The sequence below is a fragment of the Rathayibacter sp. AY1C6 genome (genome assembly GCF_002931535.1).
Taxonomy (GTDB): domain Bacteria; phylum Actinomycetota; class Actinomycetes; order Actinomycetales; family Microbacteriaceae; genus Rathayibacter.
The window spans coordinates 119,297-135,161 of record NZ_PSWC01000002.1 but is presented as its reverse complement, the minus strand read 5'-3'; the positions used below and the strand labels follow the sequence as shown (position 1 = coordinate 135,161).

The following is a 15,865-nucleotide window of genomic DNA, read 5'->3' as shown; positions in this document are numbered from 1 at the left end:
CATCCCGTTTCCACGCGTACTCGTGAGTGCGGCCCTCATTCGACAGGTCAGCGTAGGAGACGCAACCTTCCGCGCTGGCCTCCATGAGCGGCTTCGCGGTGGAGGACTATGGTCCGGCTGCGTTGATCACCCCGCTGACGCCGTCGAGGTGTTGCGTCAGGGAGCTCGCACGCTGCCGGAGGTCGAGCTGCATCCTCGCGACGCCGTACCGGTCAGCCAGCATGTCGAGACTCGCGCCGTCGCGCCCGGCGAGGAGGAACGGCATGCCCCGGCGCCTTGCCTGCATCGCGAGTTCCGCTGCAACCGAGCCCGTGCCGTAGATCAGGCAAGGTGTCACCGGATCGACAGGGATGGTGCTCTCCCGGAGTGCATCGTGCTGGACGCTAGGGGAGGGGCGCTGCTCGCCGGTCGTCGTCGACGCCCGGCGGGGGGACCTGGCGTGCCGCGCGCACGGCGATCGCGCTTCCGAGCAGCACGAAGATCAGAAACGCCGACAGGCCTGCGAGCACGAACGCGTTCGAGTGCGTGGGGTCGACCACGAGGCTGAGCGAGCCCCCCGTGACCGCCAAGAATGCGCCGATCCACACGCAGGGTCGGGCTGCCTGATGGCCCCGCTGCCAGGCTTCATCGGAAGCCATGACCGAGGCTGCTCTGATCCCGACCAGGTTGTTCGGGCCGAGTCGCCCTCGGGCGGCGCATTCGACGGCTGCGACGACGGCAGCAGCAGCGAACACGAGGACGAGCACTCCGAAAACCATGAACCAAACATACATGCACGGTTGTATGTCGTCGTTCGCGCCGTCGGTCGTCGCGCCAATTTTCGCGCCCAGAAACAAAGCACCGTACATGTTTGGTTTGATTCGACGAGTCTGCGAAGTGCAGCTCGCGATGTGGCGCTGGCAACTCGCCTCCGCTCCACTGGTCCACGAGCCCGTCCCTGGCGCTCGAGGCCATCACTCTTGGGGGAACATTGGCTATCAGGATGAAGTCGGCTGTCTCGGTGCTGTGTGCGGCAGCGTTGGTACTCGCGGGGAACCTGCCTGCGGTTGCGGCGCCCTCCGGCGCGAGCCTTGTTGCACAGCACGAGGCGGCGACGACGACGTCGTACACGGACCACGACATCATCAGCTTCCTGGTGCTCGGCTCGGGTCCGGTCTACGAGGACCACAAGGCACTCTCGCCGTATGCGCCGGAAGTGGATAGCGTCACCGTCGAAGCACGAGACGAGATGTACGCCCTGTTCATGGGTGTCGAACCGAACTTCAACGAGCTCGTTACCGTGCCGCTGCAGTCCGGTGATCCTCGTCTCGTCGACGTTGCTCTCGAGAACTTCTCCGAGATCTCCTACGGCGTAGCGGAGGTCATGGGGCTCAACGTGCCCGACAAGGAGGAGTTCGTCTCGGCGCGATCGATCGTCTTCGTCGTCGTCGTGGCTGCTGTCGCCGGAGCGGCCGTGGCGACGGTCGCCGGGGCGGGGAACGTGCGATGGGTCTGGAACACCATCGATTTCTGGGGGACGAGCACTGAGCAGAGCCCGATCTCGCATGAGAAGCGCGCGGCCCAGTTCGCTGCGGCTCTCGGCAAGTAGGTGAGGCTGCCTCCGCGCTCGAGGGAGAGGGGAGTGATCGCGGACAAGGCTGTCTGGTTCTTCGGGGCAGCCTTGGCCGTGCTCGCTGTTTGGATCGGGGCAAGCGTGTACTTCGTGCTCCCGCCCAATGTTCTGTCAAGTGAGTCGGACGTGCACAAGAACCTGCAGCTGGCATTCACAACGGTCTCCCCACAGGGGTGGGGGTTCTTCACGAACGCACCACAGGCGACTGAGATCGCCGCATATGACGCGGAGACGATGGCGTCGTTGATGCTTGCACCTCAAGGGCGGGTGGAGAATCTCTTCGGCCTCAGCAGGGCGCAGCGGGCGCAGGGGCCCGAGCTCGCACAGCTCTCCGAAGCCGTCGGGCAGTGGCACGAGTGTGAAAGTGGCCAGACCCGCGAACACTGCCTCGCCGAGGCCAGTTCATTGCAGCCACAGAAGATCACCGTGAACCTCGCTCACCGTACGCTTTGCGGCCCGATCATTCTGACCACAGAGACGTTCACGCCCTTCGAATACCGAGAATTCGATCTCCCCATGCACTCCATCGAGACCTTCACGACCGTGGACGCGGTGTGCTGATGCACGAGCGACCCGGGCCAGCGCTACGGCTCCAGATCGCCTTGCAATCGTTGGAGGTTCGGCAGCGTGCCTTCACGCTCGGCCGCGGCGCTCTGGCGGCCGCCCAGATCTCCATCCTCGTTTTCACGCCGTTCAGCGCACTGATGCAAACGGTCGGAGGAGCCGAACCGGCGCCTTACTGTGCTGGGGCGCGGATCATCTCCGCCTTCTGCATCGGTGGTCCAGAGGTGCCCTCGATCGTGCGGGTCATCGTCATGATTGTTTTGCTGGGCCTCGTGCTCGTCGGGTTCCTGCCGAGGGTGATGGCGTTCGTTCATGCCTGGATCGCCATCTCCATCTCCACCGGAATCTCATTGCCCGATGGCGGCGATTCTGTGGCCGCGATCGTCTCGGTGATCATCATCTTCATCATGGCTGCGGATGATCGGAGATGGGCATGGTCCAAGGAGCGCCGGCCCGTCGGACCAGTCGGTCGAGGTGTTGCACTCGCTGGGATCTATGCCCTGCGACTCCAGGTGACCTTGATCTATCTCAATAGTGCATTTGAGAAGTTCAACGTCGATGACTGGTCCAACGGATCGGCCGAGTACTACATCTCTCGCGGGTACATGTTTGGCGCAAGCGGCCTCATCGCAGATGTGCTGCACTGGGCGACGTCAGTCCCGCTCCTCTTAGCCGTCATCACCTGGGGTGTCATCGTCGCAGAGATCTGCATCGGAATTCTCGTTGTGACCATTGACTTCGGTCGACGGATCGCGTTCATTATGGCGGTCGCATTGCACGTCGGGATCATCCTCAGCATCGGGCTGTGGAGTTTCGGGATCATCATGATCGCAACCGTCGGGATCGCGACGATGAAGCTCGTCCCGCCCTCCGCTTCGCCCGGTTCTGCGAGTGACGAGGACGACTCTCCATCGATCCTCGGAGACGACGATGCCGTTCGGCGATCGGAGGTGTTGTGATGCTGCGATTCCTCCGGTCGGCCAGGCCGCGGCAAAGGCGTGAGGCGCCGAGCACGGGTGGTTGCGTCCGGCGCGCAGTCCGCACGGATCACGCCTACTGGCGCAAGCTCGCCGTTCCGCTCCTCCTGTGCTCGGTGCTGGTCGGATGCAGCCTGAATCTCAGAGAAACTGTTCCGACAGCGGGCACAGACCTGACCGCTAAGGAACTCCGGACCCAAGATCTGATGCTGTGGGCGGTCGAACGGCTGAACGCAGAGGAGGACTTGACCACTGAGGCTGTCGAGTCGAAATCGGACGCGGGTGCGTTCGACTCGGAGTCCACCGCGCATTTGGTCACCATGGTGAATTCGAGCCTTCGGCCCCTGGGCCCATACACGGTGAAGTCCTTCGAACTTCGACCCGAGGGAGCTCTTGCTGTCGTCCGCAATCGGCTTGGCATTCTCCTCGATCTGCAGATCACCGCGAACGCGAACGGAGAGCTCAGAGCGCTCGTCGTGAACGCGGCGGTTGCCACTGCATCACCATCGATTGCATCCTTTGCCGAAGCAGCGGCTCGTCTCGAAGCGCTCGTTCCTGCGTCATCACTGCTCATGCAGGTGACACGCGGGTCGCACACGGAGTCGGTTCACGAGCGGGCGCACGACGTTCTCCGTCCGGTTGGATCGGTGATGAAGCTGTACGTTCTGGCAGCTGTAGTGGAAGCGATCAAAGAAGGGGATCTCTCCTGGGAGGACGTGCTCATGATCGACGATGGGAAGAAGAGTCTCCCAACCGGTCGGCTGCACCTCGAGCCGGACGGAACAGAAATTAGCGTGTTCGAGCTCTCACGTTTGATGATGCAGATCAGCGACAACACAGCAGCCGACGTTCTCATGGACGCTGTCGGAGCCCAGCGGTTGTCGGCCGCGGTGCGCGATCTCGGGCATCACCAACCTGACCTCCTCGAACCGTTCCCGACGACGAGGAAAATGTTCCAGTTGACGCTCGGCGGCGACACGTCGCTCGCGAACGACTGGAACGAGGCATCCAGCGCGGCTCGCCATGGCATTCTTGAGAAGTTGAGCAGTCAGCCGCTGACAGTGGACCCGGCATGGATCGAGCGCGCGCCGTTCTGGCCACGCGACATCGATTGGTTCGCGAACGCTGAAGACGTGGCGAGTGCGCACCGGGCGGTCGTGGAGCTGGGACGCGACGATCCGCGCATGTCGCAGATCCTCCGGTCACCCGAGATCGCGTCTTCTTCGCCGTTTGTAGAACGCGGGTTGGTGACACTCTCGGAGAAGATCGGAAGCTCGCCAGGCGTCGTGGCGGTCACGCTGGTTGCCGTGGGGAGCGACGGTGCCGTCTATTCCGTGGTTGCCCTGGGCGTATCCGAACAACCCGGTGACCCACTGGAGCTCTATCGATCGAAGTTCATCGATGTTGCCAGGAGCGCCCTTGACCTATTGATCGAGTGACGCGACATCTCGGATTCTCGACAACCGGTTCGGATCCGTTCAGAGCACGGCGCGGCTGGCGTTCACCTGCTGTTCCGGTGAGGCGGCGTGTCCGATGATGGCATTCCCGCTGAGGAGCGCCGACAATTTCGATGCAAGGAGAGCGCTTCGGCAATTGGCTCACCGGCAAGTGTGGGGAGTGGCCGAGATCGATCCGACGCCGATTGTATTCGGACGCGATCGGAAGCAGTCTGCCGTCATCGATGCTATTGCACGGCACGCTGAACAGTACGGTTCCAGCCGCAGTTCGGTCTTGCCTCGGTGCCCTTACATGCACCTCGCACTGAGTAGGTCAAATTGGGAAGATCATGACCGGGATTCGCCCCTGTCGGTAGCACACGTCAGACCGCCGGGATGTCGGCGAAGCGCGAGAAGTGGCCGTGGAAGCCCACGGTGACCGTGCGGGTCGGGCCGTTGCGGTGCTTGGCGACGATGAGGTCGGCCTCGCCCGCGCGCGGGTTGTCCTTCTCGTAGGCGCTCTCGCGGTGCAGGAGGATCACCATGTCGGCGTCCTGCTCGATCGAGCCGGACTCGCGGAGGTCCGAGATCGCGGGGAGCTTGTCGGCGCGCTGCTCGGGGCCTCGGTTCAGCTGCGAGAGCGCGATGACCGGCACCTGCAGCTCCTTCGCGAGGAGCTTGAGGGCACGCGAGAACTCCGAGACCTCCTGCTGGCGGCTCTCGACCTTCTTGCCGGAGGTCATCAGCTGCAGGTAGTCGATGACGACCATCTTGAGCCCGACCCGCTGCTTGAGCCGGCGGCACTTCGCCCGGATCTCGACGAGGGTCATGTTGGGCGAGTCGTCGATGTAGAGCGGCGCGTCGTTGATCCGGCCGCGGGTGGAGGCGATGGTCGTCCAGTCGCGCTGGTCGACCGTGCCCTTGCGCATGTGCTGCAGCGGCACGGACGCCTCGGCCGAGAGGAGGCGCATCGCGATCTCGCTGCGCCCCATCTCGAGGGAGAAGAAGATCGTGGCCATGTTGTGCTTGATCGCGGCGGCGCGGGCGAAATCGAGCGCCAGCGTCGACTTTCCGAGCGCGGGGCGCGCGGCGACGATGATCATCTGCCCGGCGTGGAAGCCGTTGGTCAGGTCGTCGAGGTCGGCGAAGCCGGTGGGGACGCCGGTGAAGCTGCCGTCCTTGTGAGCGGCCGCCTCGATCTCGTCGATCGCGACGGTCACCGCGTCGGTCAGCGGGACGTAGTCCTCCGCCGTCTCGGAGCCGGTGACGTTGTAGATCTCGGCCTGCGCCGTGTTGACCAGGTCGAGCACCTCGCCCTCGCCCTGGTAGCCCATCTGCGCGATGCGGGTGCCCGCCTCGACGAGGCGGCGCAGCAGAGCGCGCTCGGCGACGATGGAGGCGTAGTAGCCGGCGTTGGCCGCGGTGGGGACCATCGAGGTGAGCGTGTGCAGGTAGTCGGCGCCGCCGGCCCGCTGCAGCTCGCCCTGCTTCGTGAGCTCGTCGGTGACCGCGATGACGTCGGTCGGCTCGCCGTGCGAGTAGAGGGCGAGGATCGCGTCGAAGACGATCTCGTGCTTGGGGATGTAGAAGTCGGTGCCCTTGACGCTCTCGACGACGTCGGCGACCGCGTCCTTCGAGAGCAGCATGCCGCCCAGCGCCGACTGCTCGGCGAGGAGGTCGTGCGGAGGGGTCCGCTCGTTCCCGCGCGACTCGCCGCGGTCTCCGCGACCGTCCCGTCCGTCCGAGCCGGGTACCGCCAGGTGCGCGATCGTCATGCCTTCGCCTCCTCCTGTCGGGTGCTGCGCGTCCGGTCGCGCGGTGCCGGGATCCGGTCTACCAGCGACCTCCGACAGCGGCGCACGGGCGCCTGCCCGCACCCCTCGCGGGGCGCTGCGCCACCCTACGGACCGCCGCCCGCGGCACGCAAACCGCCCTGTGGAGAGAGCTGTGCAGAACCGCGGGGAAACGCCGGGCCCACTGTGGGCAACATGTGGACAACCCTGTGGGATCAGCGGCTCTCAGTAAGTTTTTTCCGGCTCCTGACCAGGCATTTCCTGCTTTCCACAGGTGTGTGGGGAAAAGAGTCTCAAGACCACAGTGAAGGTTGGTCCCGCTGGAGGGTGTATGTGGATGGAGCTGTGGAGAACGGGAACGACGAAGGGCGGTGCGAGGGGACTCGGAAGTCCCGTCGCACCGCCCTCCGCGGCGTTCTCGCGGCCTTACTTGGCCGCGACCACCTGCAGCTTCACAGTGGCCTGGATGTCGTCACGCAGACGCACCACGGCCTCGTGCTCGCCGACGTGCTTGATCGCGTTCGAGATGACGATCTTGCGCTTGTCGAGCTCGCCGAATCCGGCCGCCGCCACCGCGTTCGCGATGTCGGAGGTCTTCACCGAGCCGAACAGGCGGCCGTCCTTGCCGGCCTTGACCGTCAGCTTCACGCGGTTGGCCTCGAGGACCTGCTTGGTGTGCTGGGCCTCTTCGATGGTCTTGTGCTCACGAGCGGCTCGCGCCGACTTGATCTGCTCGACCTGCTTCTCGCCACCGCGGGTCCACGCGACGCCGAAGCCCTGCGGGATGAGGTAGTTGCGGGCGAACCCGTTCTTCACGTCGACGACGTCGCCGGCCGAGCCGAGTCCGTCGACCTCGTGGGTCAGGATGACCTTGGACATACCGTTACCTACCTTCCGCTGCCGGCGTAGGGCAGGAGCGCCATCTCGCGGGCGTTCTTGACGGCACGGGCGATGAGGCGCTGCTCCTGAACGGAGACGCCGGTGATACGACGGGCGCGGATCTTCCCGCGCTCCGAGATGAACTTGCGGAGGGTCGCGACGTCCTTGTAGTCGATGACACCCACGCGGACCGACTTCGCGGGGGCCGCGTTCTTCGCGCCCTTGCCGCGGATCGGCTTGCGGCGGTCGCCGCTGCTCTTTCCAGCCATAGTGGTTTCCTTAGATTCTGGTTCGCCCCTGCCCCGCCGCGAGCGATCGCGGTGCGGGGGAGGCGTGATTCAGGTGAGGAGAGCGTCCGAGCCGAGGCTCAGAACGGCGTCTCGTCGTTGTAGCTGCCCGGCGTGCTCCACACGTCGCCACCGGCGGGAGCGCTCGGCGCCCACGGCTCCTCGGCCTGACCGCCACGGTTGCCGCCGGCGTTGCCGGAGCCCCCCTGACCGCCGCCGCCGAAGCCGCCCTGGCCACCGCCGATCTGACCGCCGTTGCCCTGGCCGCCACCGGCCTGGCCGCGTCCGCCTCCACCGGAGGCGCGCGTGACCTGCGCGGTCGCGTAGCGCAGCGAGGGCCCGATCTCGTCGATCTCGAGCTCGATGCTGGTGCGCTTCTCGCCTTCCTTCGTCTCGTAGGAGCGCTGCTTCAGGCGGCCGGTCGCGATGACGCGGCTGCCCTTGGTCAGCGTTCCTGCGACGTTCTCGGCGAACTCGCGCCAGACGGAGGCGCGGAGGAACAGCGCTTCGCCGTCCTTCCAGTCGTTCGCCTGACGGTCGAAGGTGCGCGGCGTGGAGGCGATGGTGAAGTTCGCGACCGCGAGCCCGCCCTGCGTGTAGCGCAGCTCGGGGTCGGCGGTGAGGTTCCCCACCACGGTGATGATCGTCTCGCCGGCCATGAGCGCTACGCCTTGGGAGCGGCCGAGGCCTTGGCAGCCTTGCGGGCGGCCTTCTCGTCGGCGAGCTTCGCGGCGGCCGCGACCTGGGCGATGCCCTCTTCGGCCCGCAGCACCTTGGTGCGCATGACGGCCTCGGACAGCTTCAGCTGACGGTCGAGCTCGTTCGCTGCGGCGGAGGTCGACGTGAAGTCGACGACGGCGTAGATGCCCTCGGACTTCTTGTTGATCTCGTACGCCAGACGACGGCGGCCCCAGACGTCGACCTTGTCGATGGATCCACCATCGGTGCGGATGACGTTGAGGAACTTGTCGAGACTCGGAGCGACGGTGCGCTCATCGATCTCGGGGTCCAGGATGACCATGATCTCGTACTGATGCGTCACTAACCCACCTCCTTCGGACTGAACGGCCACGGTATTTCCGTGACAGGAGGGTATGTAGCATCTGCCCACTCCCGCGGACGCGAGTGCGTCTGGTCGTGGACAACCTGTACAGACTACAACAGGACCGCCGCGACGCGCCGGACGGATCCGCTCGAGGCGCACCAACCCGGGTGCAGGGCGGGGCGGGCACGCGGCCCGGCTCAGCGCCTCAGCGAGACGCCCACCACTCGCGGAGCCGCTGCGTCGCGACCTCCTCGCCGAGCGGCCCCTCCTCGAGCCGCAGCTCCAGCAGGAACCGGTACGCCTGTCCGACCTCGGGGCCCGGGGCGAGGCCGAGGATCTCCATGATCCGCGTGCCGTCGAGGTCGGGGCGCTTGGAGGCGAGCTCCTCCTTCTCGGCGAGCTCCGCGATGCGCGCCTCGAGGTCGTCGTAGGCGTGCGCGAGCCGGTCGGCCTTGCGGCGGTTGCGCGTGGTCACGTCGGCGCGGGTGAGGATGTGCAGCCGCTCGAGCAGGGGCCCGGCGTCGGTCACGTAGCGGCGCACCGCGGAGTCGGTCCACGCGCCGTCCGTGTACCCGAAGAAGCGCAGGTGCAGCTCGATGAGGCGGGCCACGTCCTTCGTCGTCTGGTTGTCGAACTTGAGCGCGCGCAACCGCTTGATCGCGAGCTTGGAGCCGACCAGGTCGTGGTGGTGGAAGCTCACCGCTCCGCCCGGCTCGAGCCGCCGCGTGGCCGGCTTCCCGATGTCGTGCAGGAGGGCGGCGAGCCGCAGCACCACGTCGGGCGCGGCTCCGGGGTGCCGCGACTCCTCCAGCGCGATCGCCTGCTCCAGCACGGTGAGGCTGTGGGTGTAGACGTCCTTGTGGTGGTGGTGCTCGTCCTGCTCCAGGCGCAGCGCGGGCAGCTCCGGGAGGAAGCGACCGGCCAGACCGGTGTCGACGAGCAGCTCCAGGCCGGCACGGGGCGAGGCGGTCGCGAGGAGCTTCCGCAGCTCCTCCTGCACGCGCTCCGCCGAGACGTCGTCGATCCGGCCGGCGAGCTCGGCCATCGCCCACTCGACCTCGTCGGTGGTGCGGAAGCCGAGCTGCGAGGTGAAGCGCGCGCCGCGGAGCATCCGGAGCGGATCGTCGCCGAAGGAGAGGTCGGCGGGGGAGGGGGTGCGCAGCCGGCCGGCGAGCAGGTCCTCCACTCCTCCCGAGGGGTCGACGAGGACGACCTCCGGGAGCCGCAGCGCCATCGCGTTGACCGTGAAGTCGCGCCGCACCAGGTCGCCCTCGAGCGAGTCGCCGAACTCGACCTCGGGCTTGCGGCTCACCCCGTCGTAGCTGTCGCTGCGGTAGGTCGTGATCTCGACCGTCTCGCCGGCGACGCGGGCGCCGATCGTGCCGAAGGCCCGGCCGATGTCCCAGTGCGCCTCGGCGATCGGAGCGACGACCCGCACGATGTCGTCGGGGCGCGCGGAGGTGGTGAAGTCGAGGTCGTGCACGCCGTGGCCGAGGAAGGCGTCGCGGACCGGGCCGCCGACCAGCGCGAGCTCGTGGCCCTGGGCCGCGAACGCCTCCGCCAGCCGCGTCACCGTGGGCGTCCCCGCGAGCGCGCGGAGGGTCTCGAGAGCGGTCTGGACGCTGTGCATTCGCACGATCCTAGTGGCGGGGGTGTCCCGTCAGCGGGTGACCGTGCCAGGGGGTTACAGGGGGATCCGCGTGCACAGCGGACGCACCGCCTGCCCCGAGGAGGGCTGCCCGTAGAATCACCCGCATGGAGGCCGAGTGAGTCCGATGCATCGGCGCGACCCCTCCCTCCGCTCCCGCCGCTCGCGGGCGGCCCTCCTCCTGCTCCGCTCGGCAGGTGCCGCCGCCCTCGCGCTCGGCCTGACCGGCGTGGCCTCCCCCGCCCTCGCGGCCCCGGTCGCCGCCGCGACGGCGACCTCGACGCCCGCTCCCGGCATCGTCACCACGACCGCGGGGGCCGGCAGCGACGGCGTCCTGCGGCCCGGCCAGGACCTCGAGCTCTCGATCGCCGTGCGCAACGGCACCACCGAGGCGATCGACAGCGCCGACGTGACGGTCGCCCTCTCCTACGCCACCCTCGACACCCGCGCGGAGCTGCACGACTGGCTCGACGCCGAGGCCGACAACGACACCGACCCGGTCCGTGCGACCGCCCAGCTGCGCCTGCTGCCCTCCAGCACCGCCGAGGCAGGCCTCACCGTGCCGGTCGACCAGATCCCCTTCTCCAACGACCGGACCGCCCTCGGCACCCACGCCGTCCTCGTCACGGTCACCGGTCCGGGTGGTGTCGTCTCGACCGCCCGCACGGCCGTCGAGCTGACCGACGACGCGGCGGCCCCGGAGCGCGAGACCGGCGTCAGCGTCCTCGTCCCGCTCACCGTCCCGGACACGGCCGACGGCCTGCTCTCGGCCGAGGCCCTCGCCGACTACACCGACGGCACGGGGACCCTCACCCGGCAGCTCGACGCGGTCGCGGGGAAGGGCGTCACGATCGGGGTCGACCCGCGCATCCTCGCCTCGATCCGCATCCTCGGCAGCGCCGCTCCGGAGTCGGCCCTCGACTGGCTCGACCGGCTGCAGTCCGTGCCGAACGAGCGCTTCGCCCTGCCCTACGCCGACGCCGACGTCTCGGCCCAGGCGCAGGCCGGGCTCTCCGCGCTCCTCTCTCCCACGTCCTTCGAGTACGCGATCGACGACACCCGCTTCGCCGCGGTCCCCGGCACCGCCAGCCCGGCGCCCACGGTCGCCGTCGACTCCGACCAGCCGGCCGAGGACCTGCCCGCGCGTCCGAGCACCGAGTCGCTGCTCGCCTCCGACTGGAGCACCTCCCTCGGCAGCGTCGCGTGGCCCGACGAGGGCACCCTCCGGGGGTCGGACCTCGACGTCTACGCGGCCAGCGGAGTGAACCGCACGGTCGTCCCCTCCTCCGGTCTCCTGCTGCCGGAGGAGGTGACCACCACCTCGCGCGCCACCGTCGGCGACTCGGACCTGGTCGTGGCCGACTCGCGCCTCACCGAGGCGTTCGACGCGGCCGCCACCGCCACCGACGACACCGAGTGGCGCGCCCGCATGTCCGAGATCGCCACCGATCTCGCCGAGGTGCAGGAGGAGGGGACCGCGCCGGACGTCGTGCTCACCCTCGGCCGCGGCTCCGCGATCGGCGCCGCACGCCTCTCCGAGACCCTCGACGCGATCGAGTCGCTGCCCTGGGCCCGCGGAGTCGCCCTCTCCACCGCCCTCGCCGTCCCCGCGACCGAGGGCGCGAGCGTCGTCGACTCGCCGGAGTCGGAGTCGAGGCTCGACCGGGTGCGCGACGTGCTCGACGCCGGCTCCGAGGTCGAGGCGTTCTCCTCCGTGCTGCAGGAGCCGGAGCTGCTCTCGGGCAAGAGCCGCAACGACGTGCTGGCGCTGCTCGCGGTGACCTGGCGCGGAGACGGCAGCGGCTGGGGCGACGCCGTCGGCGCGGCCATGACCGAGGCCGACCGGACGCTCTCGCTGGTGTCGATCGACGCGACCGGCAGCATCCTGCAGGTCTCCCGCGACTCGAGCATCCCCGTGTACGTCCGCAACGAGCTCCCCTGGCCGATCGCCGTCCGCATCCAGGCCTCGACCTCGAACGCCGTCCTCGACATCGACGAGGAGGCGATCGAGACCACCGAGATCGACGCCCGCTCGCAGGGCCGCGTCCTCATCCCCGTGAAGGCCCGGGTCGGCAACGGCGAGACGAGCCTCGGCCTGCAGCTGACCTCGGCGCAGGGCGTCCCCATCGGCACCCCCACGGGCATGACGACCAGCGTCCGCGCCGACTGGGAGACCGTCGGCACCCTGGTCATCGGGATCGCGCTCGTCGTCGTCTTCGGAGCCGGCATCCTCCGCAACATCCGCCGTCGCCGTCGAGGCGACACCCCTGAGGACGAGGAGGACCCGAACGCCGTGCTCGAGGTCCAGCCCGACCTCGACGACCAGCGATCGGACCCGCGTGGCTAGCTTCTCCCTCGGACGCGCGAGCGCCGTCCTCGCCTCCGGCACGATGGTCTCGCGGATCCTCGGCTTCATCATGTCGATCGTCATGGCGAACACGATCGGAGCCGCGGTCGCGCCGGGCGCGGACGCCTTCACGACGGCGAACCTGCTTCCCAACACGATCTACTCGATCATCGCGGGCGGCGCTCTGAACGCCGTCCTCGTCCCGCAGATCGTGCGGGCGGGCCTCGACGCCGACGGCGGCCGCGGCTACATCAACCGCCTGCTGACCCTGGCGCTCGGCCTGCTCCTGGTGACCACGATCGCCGCCACGGTCCTCGCTCCCCTGCTCGTGCGCCTCTACGCGCCCGGCTACGGACCGGAGCAGTACCAGCTGGCCGTCGCCTTCGCGTTCTGGTGCCTGCCGCAGGTCTTCTTCTACGGCCTCTTCACGATCCTCGGCGAGGTGCTCAACGCCCGCGGCTCGTTCGGCCCCTTCACCTGGGCGCCCGTGCTGAACAACGTCGTGGTGATCGCCGGGCTCGTCGCCTTCATGGTGCTGTTCGGCGCCGATCCGGAGGGGAACCGTCCGGTCGACTCGTGGTCCCCGGCGATGGTCACCCTCCTCGGCGGGAGCGCGACACTGGGCATCGTCGTCCAGTCGCTGTTCCTGATGCTCTTCTGGCGGAGGGTCGGCCTCAGCTACCGCCCCGACTTCCGCTTCCGGGGCGTCGGTCTCGGCACGGCCGGGCGGATGTCGCTGTGGTCGTTCGCCACGGTGCTGCTGACCATCGTCGCCGGCATCGTCGAGAGCCAGGTCTCCTCCACCGCGTCCGGCGAGGGGCCCTCGGCCGCGGCGCTGCAGAAGGCGTGGCTGATCTTCATGCTGCCCCACTCGGTCATCGCGATCTCGATCGCCATGGCCTACTTCACCAAGATGAGCGGCCACACCGCACGGGGGGAGATGAAGGAGTTCCGCTCGGACGTCTCCACCTCGCTCCGCCTGGTGCTGATGATGCTCGTCTTCGCCGCCGCCGCGATCGTCGTGGTCGCAGTGCCGTTCGGCTCCGTCTTCACCGACTCGTTCGCGGACGCGCAGGCCATCGGAGCGATCGCCGTGGCCTACGTGATCGCCCTGCCGCTGTTCTCCTCGATCGCCATCATGCAGCGCGCGTTCTACGCCCTGAGCGACGGAGCGCGGCCGTTCCTGTTCACCCTGGTGCAGGTCGTCGTGGCGGTCGCCGGGTACCTGATCGTGCTCCGGCTCCCCGCCGACCGCACCGCTGTCGGCATCGCCGCTGCGACCTCGCTCGGCATCTGCGTGCAGGCCCTCGTGGCGGCCCTCCTCCTGCGCCGCCGGCTCGGCGGCCGCGGAGGCAGGCGGATCCTCGTCAGGCTCGCGCAGTTCGTCCTCGCCGCGGTGCCCTCCGCCGCCGCCGGCTACGGCGTCCTGGTCGCCCTCGGCGGCACGCGCGCGGGCGGTTTCGCCGTCTCGAACTACGTGGAGCCGCTGCTCTCGATGGCCGCGATCGGCACCGTGATGGCGCTCGTCTACTTCGCGGTCCTCTGGTTCCTCCGGGTGCCGGAGCTGCGCGCCGTCCTCGCTCCGGTGCTCCGCCGACTCGGCCGCTGATGCTGCTCCGGTAAAAGCCCGGTCAGATTGCATTTCCTGGGCTGCTGCATCGAGCGGCGCGTGGCACGACCGGCACTCCCGGGCCCGCGGAATAGTGCCCGCCTAGGATGTGTTGTAGCCCACGGAGCCGCGGAACGATTCGAGCGACCGGCTCCGGGTGCTCGGCTCCCGCCCCACCCGTCACCGCTCGTACAGACCCCGAGGAGTTGCCGTGCGCGACATCGTCATCATCGGATCCGGCCCCGCCGGCTGGACCGCCGCCATCTACGCGGCGCGCGCCGAGCTGCACCCGGTGGTCGTGGCCTCCTCGGTCGAGATCGGCGGCGACCTGATGAACACGACGGACGTCGAGAACTTCCCCGGCTTCCCCGACGGCGTCCTCGGCCCCGAGCTGATGACCTCGATGCAGGCGCAGGCCGAGAAGTTCGGCGCCGAGACCTTCTACGACGACGTCACCTCCCTCGACCTCGAGGGCGAGGTCAAGACCGTCCACCTCGGCTCCGGCGAGAGCATCGAGGCGAAGACCGTCGTCGTCGCGACCGGATCCGCGTACCGCAAGCTGGGCCTCCACGATGAGGACCGCCTGTCGGGACATGGTGTCTCGTGGTGCGCCACCTGCGACGGCTTCTTCTTCAAGGGCAAGACCATCGCCGTCGTCGGCGGGGGCGACTCCGCCATGGAGGAGGCGACCTTCCTCACCAAGCACGCCGCGAAGGTCTACGTGATCCACCGCAAGGATTCTCTCCGCGCCTCGAAGGTCATGCAGAAGCGCGCCTTCGACAACGAGAGGATCGAGTTCATCTGGAACGCCGAGGTCACCGGCATCACCGGTGAGAACCACGTCGACGGCGTGAAGCTGCGCGACACGGTCGACGGCACCGAGTCCCACCTCGACCTCGACGGCCTGTTCATCGCGATCGGCAACGACCCGCGCACGCACGTCGTGCACGGCAAGCTCGACCTCACCACCGAGGGCACCATCTCGGTGGTCGGCCGCTCCTCCCAGACCTCCGTTCCCGGCGTCTTCGCCGCCGGCGACGTGATCGACCCGACCTACCGTCAGGCCGTCACCGCCGCGGCATCCGGAACGGTCGCCGCCCTCGACGCGGAGCACTACCTCGCTTCGCTCGCCGATGGCACCGCCCACACCGAAGGCTCACCCCGGGCCGAGCTCATCACCCGCTGACCGTCCGGTCATCGCACATCGGAGCCGGCAGCCCGCCGACTCGTGAAGGAGAGAACACCATGTCCACCGCGAAGAGCGTCACCGACGCATCGTTCCAGTCCGACGTCCTCGACTCCGAGAAGACCGTCCTGGTCGACTTCTGGGCCGAATGGTGCGGCCCCTGCCGCATGGTCGCGCCGATCCTCGACCAGATCTCGGCCGAGCACGGCGACAAGATCGAGATCGTCAAGCTGAACGTCGACGAGAACCCGCAGACGGCCGCGAAGTACCAGATCACGTCGATACCGGCGATGAAGGTGTACCAGAAGGGCGAGGTCGTGAAGACCGTCATCGGCGCCAAGCCGAAGCCGGCCCTCGAGGCCGACCTGGCCGCGTTCCTCTGAGTTCCCACTCCTGACCGCCCTGCGGTCTCCGAGAGCCCCTGTCACGTCGTGACGGGGGCTCTCCTCGTTCCCGGAGCTGTTTCACGTGAAACAGACCCG

At 68.1% G+C, this 15,865-nt stretch carries 16 protein-coding genes; 8 read left to right on the top strand and 8 right to left on the bottom strand.

The features are described from left to right. Window positions 1-106: 106 nt before the first annotated feature. Together C5D36_RS16735 and C5D36_RS02230 are read right to left on the bottom strand one after the other, a co-directional pair. A complete protein-coding gene (locus C5D36_RS16735; protein WP_181068330.1) occupies window positions 107-265 on the bottom strand; it encodes a hypothetical protein in 159 nt (52 codons plus the stop codon). A 118-nt stretch (window positions 266-383) separates the two neighbouring features. Further along, on the bottom strand, window positions 384-848 hold the full coding sequence (locus tag C5D36_RS02230) for an SdpI family protein (RefSeq protein WP_104232982.1): 465 nt from the start codon (window positions 846-848) through the stop codon (window positions 384-386). A 134-nt stretch (window positions 849-982) separates the two neighbouring features. On the opposite strand from C5D36_RS02230, the gene C5D36_RS02225 reads away from it, so the two are divergent. The 4 genes from C5D36_RS02225 to C5D36_RS02210 all read left to right on the top strand — a co-directional run bounded on the left by C5D36_RS02225 (window position 983) and on the right by C5D36_RS02210 (window position 4,592). Continuing rightward, window positions 983-1,588 carry a hypothetical protein gene (locus C5D36_RS02225; RefSeq protein ID WP_104295087.1) on the top strand — a complete coding sequence of 202 codons (606 nt, stop codon included), beginning with the start codon at window positions 983-985 and terminating at the stop codon, window positions 1,586-1,588. Window positions 1,589-1,621: 33 nt separating this feature from the next. Beyond that, window positions 1,622-2,173: an SdpA family antimicrobial peptide system protein gene (locus C5D36_RS02220; RefSeq protein ID WP_181072732.1), complete on the top strand. Its 552-nt coding sequence runs from the start codon at window positions 1,622-1,624 to the stop codon at window positions 2,171-2,173. Next, window positions 2,173-3,135 carry a sporulation-delaying protein SdpB family protein gene (locus tag C5D36_RS02215; protein ID WP_146078446.1) on the top strand — a complete coding sequence of 321 codons (963 nt, stop codon included), beginning with the start codon at window positions 2,173-2,175 and terminating at the stop codon, window positions 3,133-3,135. Before C5D36_RS02220 ends, C5D36_RS02215 begins: the two co-directional genes overlap by 1 nt. 224 nt (window positions 3,136-3,359) lie before the next feature. Continuing rightward, the gene (locus tag C5D36_RS02210) at window positions 3,360-4,592 is read left to right on the top strand and encodes a serine hydrolase (RefSeq protein WP_181068332.1); all 1,233 of its coding nucleotides are present in this window, start codon (window positions 3,360-3,362) and stop codon (window positions 4,590-4,592) included. Between the two features lie 380 nt (window positions 4,593-4,972). On the opposite strand, the gene dnaB is transcribed toward C5D36_RS02210, so the two are convergent. From dnaB to C5D36_RS02180, 6 genes are all read right to left on the bottom strand, one after another. Then, entirely contained in the window at window positions 4,973-6,364 is a 1,392-nt protein-coding gene (gene dnaB, locus C5D36_RS02205; RefSeq protein ID WP_104225797.1) for a replicative DNA helicase, read from the bottom strand. Window positions 6,365-6,808: 444 nt separating this feature from the next. Beyond that, window positions 6,809-7,261 (bottom strand): 50S ribosomal protein L9, encoded by a 453-nt coding sequence (gene rplI, locus C5D36_RS02200; protein ID WP_104222692.1) that lies wholly within the window; start codon window positions 7,259-7,261, stop codon window positions 6,809-6,811. An 8-nt stretch (window positions 7,262-7,269) separates the two neighbouring features. Then, window positions 7,270-7,530, bottom strand: coding sequence for a 30S ribosomal protein S18 (rpsR, locus tag C5D36_RS02195; protein WP_055784551.1), 261 nt, complete (start codon window positions 7,528-7,530; stop codon window positions 7,270-7,272). A gap of 98 nt (window positions 7,531-7,628) precedes the next feature. Next, the gene (locus tag C5D36_RS02190; RefSeq protein ID WP_104222691.1) at window positions 7,629-8,207 is read right to left on the bottom strand and encodes a single-stranded DNA-binding protein; all 579 of its coding nucleotides are present in this window, start codon (window positions 8,205-8,207) and stop codon (window positions 7,629-7,631) included. A gap of 5 nt (window positions 8,208-8,212) precedes the next feature. Continuing rightward, entirely contained in the window at window positions 8,213-8,590 is a 378-nt protein-coding gene (rpsF, locus tag C5D36_RS02185) for a 30S ribosomal protein S6 (RefSeq protein WP_068207796.1), read from the bottom strand. Between the two features lie 208 nt (window positions 8,591-8,798). Then, window positions 8,799-10,223, bottom strand: coding sequence for a CCA tRNA nucleotidyltransferase (locus C5D36_RS02180; protein WP_104295085.1), 1,425 nt, complete (start codon window positions 10,221-10,223; stop codon window positions 8,799-8,801). A gap of 145 nt (window positions 10,224-10,368) precedes the next feature. Here C5D36_RS02180 and C5D36_RS02175 point away from each other — a divergent pair, with 145 nt between their 5' ends. From C5D36_RS02175 to trxA, 4 genes are all read left to right on the top strand, one after another. Beyond that, the gene (locus tag C5D36_RS02175) at window positions 10,369-12,588 is read left to right on the top strand and encodes a DUF6049 family protein (RefSeq protein WP_104295084.1); all 2,220 of its coding nucleotides are present in this window, start codon (window positions 10,369-10,371) and stop codon (window positions 12,586-12,588) included. Further along, the gene (gene murJ, locus C5D36_RS02170) at window positions 12,581-14,197 is read left to right on the top strand and encodes a murein biosynthesis integral membrane protein MurJ (protein WP_258062842.1); all 1,617 of its coding nucleotides are present in this window, start codon (window positions 12,581-12,583) and stop codon (window positions 14,195-14,197) included. The genes C5D36_RS02175 and murJ overlap by 8 nt, the downstream gene beginning before the upstream one ends. Window positions 14,198-14,408: 211 nt before the next feature. Next, window positions 14,409-15,383 carry a thioredoxin-disulfide reductase gene (trxB, locus tag C5D36_RS02165; RefSeq protein WP_104225794.1) on the top strand — a complete coding sequence of 325 codons (975 nt, stop codon included), beginning with the start codon at window positions 14,409-14,411 and terminating at the stop codon, window positions 15,381-15,383. Window positions 15,384-15,442: 59 nt separating this feature from the next. Then, window positions 15,443-15,766: a thioredoxin gene (gene trxA, locus C5D36_RS02160; RefSeq protein WP_104222687.1), complete on the top strand. Its 324-nt coding sequence runs from the start codon at window positions 15,443-15,445 to the stop codon at window positions 15,764-15,766. Window positions 15,767-15,865 lie beyond the last annotated feature (99 nt).